The sequence below is a fragment of the Methylophaga sp. UBA678 genome (genome assembly GCF_002299105.1).
Lineage (GTDB): Bacteria > Pseudomonadota > Gammaproteobacteria > Nitrosococcales > Methylophagaceae > Methylophaga > Methylophaga marina.
Map to the genome: position 1 here is coordinate 127,684 of NZ_DBNG01000014.1, position 6,224 is coordinate 133,907.

General features: G+C 42.9%; 6 protein-coding genes. All 6 read left to right on the forward strand.

Annotation, left to right across the window (positions count from 1 at the left end; translation table 11 throughout):
• The first annotated feature begins 10 nt into the window (after positions 1–10).
• The 6 genes from B3014_RS08675 to ntrC all read left to right on the forward strand — a co-directional run bounded on the left by B3014_RS08675 (position 11) and on the right by ntrC (position 6,144).
• On the forward strand, positions 11–1,063 hold the full coding sequence (locus B3014_RS08675; RefSeq protein ID WP_286306066.1) for a tRNA (5-methylaminomethyl-2-thiouridylate)-methyltransferase: 1,053 nt from the start codon (positions 11–13) through the stop codon (positions 1,061–1,063).
• Positions 1,060–1,287, forward strand: a complete 228-nt coding sequence (locus B3014_RS08680) for a sulfurtransferase TusA family protein (RefSeq protein WP_286305255.1) — start codon at positions 1,060–1,062, stop codon at positions 1,285–1,287. The genes B3014_RS08675 and B3014_RS08680 overlap by 4 nt, the downstream gene beginning before the upstream one ends.
• A gap of 178 nt (positions 1,288–1,465) precedes the next feature.
• Positions 1,466–2,875, forward strand: coding sequence for a glutamate--ammonia ligase (gene glnA, locus B3014_RS08685; protein WP_289243889.1), 1,410 nt, complete (start codon positions 1,466–1,468; stop codon positions 2,873–2,875).
• Between the two features lie 97 nt (positions 2,876–2,972).
• Positions 2,973–3,506, forward strand: a complete 534-nt coding sequence (locus tag B3014_RS08690) for a DUF4124 domain-containing protein (RefSeq protein ID WP_289243888.1) — start codon at positions 2,973–2,975, stop codon at positions 3,504–3,506.
• Positions 3,507–3,692: 186 nt separating this feature from the next.
• The gene (gene glnL, locus B3014_RS08695; RefSeq protein ID WP_289243887.1) at positions 3,693–4,745 is read left to right on the forward strand and encodes a nitrogen regulation protein NR(II); all 1,053 of its coding nucleotides are present in this window, start codon (positions 3,693–3,695) and stop codon (positions 4,743–4,745) included.
• Positions 4,735–6,144, forward strand: coding sequence for a nitrogen regulation protein NR(I) (gene ntrC, locus B3014_RS08700; RefSeq protein ID WP_286305250.1), 1,410 nt, complete (start codon positions 4,735–4,737; stop codon positions 6,142–6,144). Before glnL ends, ntrC begins: the two co-directional genes overlap by 11 nt.
• Positions 6,145–6,224 lie beyond the last annotated feature (80 nt).

Sequence of the window (6,224 nt, forward strand, 5' to 3'; positions counted from 1 at the left end):
AGAAAAAATGATGGAAAAAAAACATAAAGCAGTCGCCCTGATTTCAGGTGGCCTGGATTCCATGCTCGCCGTTCGGGTCATGCAGGAACAAGGTATTGAAGTAGAGGGTATTAATTTTTATACCGGTTTTTGTGTCGAAGGCCATACTCACGCCATTCGTAATCAAGACAAAGATAAACAAAAACGAAACAATGCACTCTGGGTGGCTGAACAACTCGGCATTAAATTACACATCGTAGATGTCATAGAAGAATACAAAGACGTTCTATTGAATCCTAAGCATGGTTATGGGGCCAATATGAACCCATGCCTCGATTGTAAAATATTTATGGTGAGTAAAGCGGTCGAGTGGATAAAAGAAAATCATCACAATGGCTTTGATTTCATCATCACTGGAGAAGTGATTGGTCAACGTCCCATGTCGCAGCGTAAATCGACTATGCCAATTATCTCTGAAGAGTCTGGCGCTGATGACTTACTACTCAGACCATTGTGTGCCAAAAATCTGCCTGAGACTTTACCGGAGCGAGAAGGTTGGGTCGATCGTAGCAAGCTTTATGGCTTTCATGGACGCAATAGAAAACCTCAGATAGCTTTAGCGAAAGAGTTTGGCTTGACGGATTTCGCTAGTCCGGCAGGTGGTTGTTGTTTCCTGACAGATAAAAGCTATTCAGATAAGTTGGTCGACTTATGGAAAGCACGCAATAGCAGAGAATATGAAATGGACGATATTATGCTGCTGAAAGTGGGCAGACATATTCGCCCCAGTGCAGAATTTAAGCTTATCATCGCGCGTGATGCCGGTGAAAGTAAGTTTCTGGAAGGTTATCGAAAAGAATTTATCAGTATTCATGCTCTCAGCCACAGTGGTCCTATGGCATTGGTTGACGGTAAATTGGATGAAGAACAATATGAGCTTGCAGCGGGTATTGTTGCGCGTTTTGGACAGGGGCGTATGGCGGATGAGGTCGAACTTGATATCGCTTTACCCAAACAAGGAAATTTACAGATAAAAACACCTCCACTCTCTGCTGAACAGGTTTTACAGGAGTGGTATGTGTGAGTAAGCAGACCTTAGATGCTCGTAAGATGCTATGCCCATTACCTGTCATCAAAGCCCAGAATCAGATTAAACAGATGAGTCATGGGGATGAACTGGATGTGATCTGTACAGATCCAGGTGCTTTACACGATATACCGGCGTGGGCACGAATTAATGGTCATGAAGTTATCGCCACGCAACAGAATGATGATGAACTTATTATTACGGTTCGAGTTGGTGCATAGCACCAATATTGTGCAGTAGTGAGTTAATATGCACTATTTAGGTGCCTGTCGCTGGTGCGAATGCACCTAAATAGTTGATTTTTTTATGTAGTGAAAGTTGGCGTGATTTCTGCTGTATTGTGTCGCGTGTTTAGTTTGCACTAAGAAAAGTGCAGTTTATAAAAATTGGAGAAGTTAAATGTCAGTCGAAAATGTGCTTCAAATGATCAAAGATGAGGATGTCAAATTTGTTGACTTCCGTTTCACCGATACGCGTGGTAAAGAGCAACATGTTTCTTACCCTGCACACACTATTGAAGAAGATACCTTCACAGAAGGCGCAATGTTCGATGGCTCTTCTGTTGCTGGATGGAAAGGTATTAATGAATCAGACATGATTTTAATGCCGGATCCTGAAACAGCAGTGATGGATCCATTTATGGATGACAACACGTTGATTATCCGTTGCGATATCGTTGAACCTGCAACAATGCAAGGTTACGAGCGTGACCCACGTAGTGTGGCAAAACGTGCAGAGGCTTACCTGCAATCGACAGGCCTTGGCGATACTGCTTTCTTTGGTCCTGAACCAGAATTTTTCATCCTGGATGATGTTCGTTGGGGCAGTGACATGTCAGGATCATTCTTTAAAGTCGACTCAGATGAGTCTGCTTGGAATACTGAAAAAGTCTTTGCTGACGGTAACAAAGGTCACCGTCCAAAAGTAAAAGGCGGCTATTTCCCTGTACCACCTGTTGACTCTCTTAATGATATTCGTGCAGCAATGTGCTTGACTATGGAAGAAATGGGCTTATCAGTTGAAGTTCATCACCATGAAGTTGCCACTGCTGGTCAGTGCGAAATTGGTGTTAAATTCAATACCTTAGTCAAAAAAGCGGATGAAGTTCAAGCGCTGAAATATGTTGTACATAATGTGGCTCATGCCTACGGCAAAACAGCGACATTCATGCCAAAACCAATCGTCGGTGATAACGGTAGTGGTATGCACGTTCACCAATCGTTCTCAAAAGATGGTGAAAACCAATTCACTGGTAACAAATACGGTGGCTTATCAGAAACAGCACTGTACTACATCGGTGGTATCATCAAACATGCTCGTGCACTGAATGCCTTTACCAACGCATCAACAAACAGCTACAAACGTCTTGTTCCTGGTTTTGAAGCGCCAGTTATGTTGGCTTACTCTGCACGTAACCGCTCTGCGTCAATCCGTATTCCTTTCGTCAACAATCCTAAAGGTCGTCGTATTGAAGTGCGTTTCCCTGATCCAACAGCGAATCCGTACCTGGCATTCTCGGCAATGTTGATGGCTGGCTTAGATGGTATTAAAAACAAAATCCATCCTGGTGATGCGATGGATAAAGATCTGTATGACTTACCAGCAGAAGAAGCAGCAGAAATTCCAACAGTATGTCACTCACTGGATCAAGCACTTGATTCACTAAGTGAAGACCGTGCTTTCTTAACAGAAGGTGGTGTATTTACTGATGATATGATTGATGCTTACATTGCATTAAAAATGGAAGAAGTTACACGTATCCGTATGGAAACTCATCCAGTGGAATACGACTTGTACTACAGTGTTTAATCACTTATGTGATGAAGCTAACAAAAAAGCGCCTTTCGGGGCGCTTTTTTTATATCTGTGAGTTGCGGTAAATTCCACAGTGGAATATGCTGAGCGAATGAGAGTTATATACCTGATTTTCTTCTTATTATTCAGCACGCAAGGGCTAACAGCAATTTATCGCTGGGTAGATCCCAGCGGAACAGTTGTTTTTTCTGATGAAGAAAGACCAGGTGCTGAGCTCATTGAACTTCCTGCATCAACGACATACTCCTCTCCCGATGTTGAGCCTGTCACGTCAATGAATGAAAACGTCGAACAGGACACGTCACCGGTTCCAGACTATCAACTATCCATCACTGCGCCAGCAGCTAATGAGAGTATCTGGGTCAACGATGGAGATGTCACAGTGACCTTAAGCGTGGAGCCTGCTTTGAGCCAGGAAAGAGGTGATGGTATTCAGCTATTTCTTGATGGACAAACTGTAGGTGAGCCCCAGACCACATTAACCTATCAGTTCAGTAACCTCAGCAGGGGCTCGCATGAGCTTGTGGCCAAGCTTATTGATGCTAATGGTCAAGAGTTGCTTAGCGAAAGTATTGTATTCCATCTGCACCGGGCATCTAAACTCAACAATTCTTCAGCAAATTGAAGCATTTCTGTATGCACTTCTCTGGTGCATAAAAGAGATACAATTAAGTGGTGTCAATGAGTTGTTCGAGGACAACTTAACCTTGTTTCTATAGCAATCAATAGCTTAACTTTAAACATTTTGATAGTGCTCAAATGTGGAGCGTTTTTTGCTATCAAATTACGCATGAATATGAGTGTTACCACTATGAGTCACAATACTTTCAACAGCAATGATGTATTGGAAAGTTTATCTACTTCCGTGCTGATCTTAGATTCAGCTTTACGGGTTAGTTATATCAACACAGCAACTGAAATTTTATTTGAAATTAGCCAGCGCCAAGCTGAAAACATTCCTCTACAAACCCTACTTCCAGGCGAAAAAAAGCTTTTTAAATCACTTGAACGAGTGGTATCCACAGGTCAAGCTTTGATTGAGCGTGAAGTCCATTTGTTTTTGCCGGCCAGCGGTGAAGTACTTGTAGATTGCTCTATTAAGGTACTGGATACAGATGATTCTTATGTCATTCTTGAACTTGCATTACTTGATTATCAACAAAGGATCAGTAGGGATGAAAATCTTCACACTCAACAGCAAGTCGTGCGTGGCCTTGCCCATGAAATAAAAAACCCATTAGGCGGTTTACGTGGTGCGGCACAATTACTTGAGAGACAGCTAGACTCTGAAGATTTAAAAGAATACACACGTATCATTATCACGGAAGCGGATCGTCTACAGAACTTGATGAACAGAATGCTGGGACCAAATCAGCAACCTGAGAAACGACATACCAACATTCATGAAATTCTTCAGCATGTTCGCCAATTGGTGGATATTGAAGTTGATGAACGACTTAAGTTTAAGATTGATTATGACCCGAGTATTCCAGATCTTTTCGCTGATTTTGACCAGCTGATTCAGATTTTTCTCAATATTGTGAGAAATGCTGTTCAAGCTATGCATGGCGTAGGTTTAATTATCCTTCGGACCCGGATACAGCGAAATATCACCATTGAAAAACAATATTACCGTTTAGGGGTGTTAGTTGAGGTTGAAGACAATGGCCCTGGCATCCCCGAATCTCTTCAAGATAGTTTGTTTTATCCCTTAGTTACTGGAAGAGCTGATGGAACAGGACTTGGGTTGTATTTGGTACAGAACTTAGTGCAACGCAATGGTGGAACAGTCAGTTGCTCCAGCAAAGTTGGACAAACTATTTTTTCCGTAACATTTCCTTTGGAGTTTGGACGTGAGCGCTAGCAGAGCGATAGCTTGGATTGTTGATGATGACCGATCAATTCGGTGGGTTTTACAAAAAGCATTGGAAGTGGTTGATATTACAGTTCGCGCTTTTGAAACCGGTGATATCGCACTTAATGAGCTAAAACAAGGTCGTGAACAAAGACCGGATGTATTAATCAGCGATATCAGAATGCCTGGTATTGATGGTCTTGAACTTCTATCTGAAATTAAAGAACGCTACCCAGAGTTACCGGTGATCATTATGACGGCCTATTCTGATTTGGATAGTGCCGTATCTGTATACGAAGGTGGGGCGTTTGAATATTTACCCAAACCATTTGATGTTGATGAGGCGGTTGAGCTAGTCCAACGTGCCATCAGTCATAGTCGTGAACAGAATAGCGAGCCCGCTGAAAATGTAAATATCGGCACAGATATTGTTGGTGAAGCTCCTGCAATGCAGGAGGTTTTTAGAGCGATCGGACGACTGGCGCGTTCAAATATCACCGTCATGGTGAATGGGGAGTCAGGAACAGGGAAAGAATTAGTTGCTCAAGCACTGCATCGTCATAGCCCGAGAAAGCATGGTCCTTTCATTGCTTTAAACATGGCTGCAATCCCCAAAGAGCTACTCGAATCAGAATTGTTTGGGCATGAAAAAGGGGCCTTCACCGGCGCGCATGTCCAGCGAAAAGGTCGGTTTGAACAAGCTAATGGCGGTACCTTATTCCTAGACGAAATCGGGGATATGCCTATCGAGCTACAAACACGACTCTTGCGTGTGCTATCAGATGGTGAGTTTTTCCGAGTTGGTGGACATAGTGCAGTCAAAGTAGATGTTCGAATCATTGCCGCAACCCATCAAAATCTTGAAAAGCTTGTTGAGCGAGGCGATTTCCGTGAAGATTTATTTCATCGGCTGAATGTCATTCGTATTCATATTCCATCACTTCGTGAACGTCGAGAGGATATTCCGGCTTTGGTTGCTTATTTTCTGAATAAGGCTGCTAAAGAATTAAATATGTCAACGAAATCAGTTGCAACTGATGTGGAGATGTATTTATCCCAATTACCATGGCCAGGAAATGTTCGACAATTAGAGAATACGTGTCGTTGGCTGACGGTTATGTCACCTGGGCAAGTCGTTCAGATGGATGATTTGCCTGTCGAACTCTCTACAGAAACAATAGATGCCAATAATGGTAGACAAGGCGGTGACTGGCAACAGTTGTTCAGACAATGGGCAGCAAACAAGGCTTTGACTGGACAGGAAGGTGCACTGGCAGATGTTGTTCCACTTATCGAGCATTTACTGATGGAAGTTGCTCTCGAGAAAACAGCAGGTAAACGTCAGGAAGCAGCCAAATTATTGGGGTGGGGTAGAAACACACTGACGCGTAAACTAAAAGAAAATTAGAATAAGGCTTGCGTCACCATGAACTGGTATGTATAATGCATTGCTTAATCAGGTGCGGGGTGGAGCAGCCTGGTAGCTCG

Excerpts from the sequence above, each read along its gene's own strand:
- B3014_RS08675 (WP_286306066.1), top strand. The coding sequence starts at position 11 with ATGGAAAAAAAACATAAAGCAGTCGCCCTGATTTCAGGTGGCCTGGAT.
- glnA (WP_289243889.1), top strand. The coding sequence starts at position 1,466 with ATGTCAGTCGAAAATGTGCTTCAAATGATCAAAGATGAGGATGTCAAA.
- B3014_RS08690 (WP_289243888.1), top strand. The coding sequence starts at position 2,973 with ATGAGAGTTATATACCTGATTTTCTTCTTATTATTCAGCACGCAAGGG.
- glnL (WP_289243887.1), top strand. The coding sequence starts at position 3,693 with ATGAGTCACAATACTTTCAACAGCAATGATGTATTGGAAAGTTTATCT.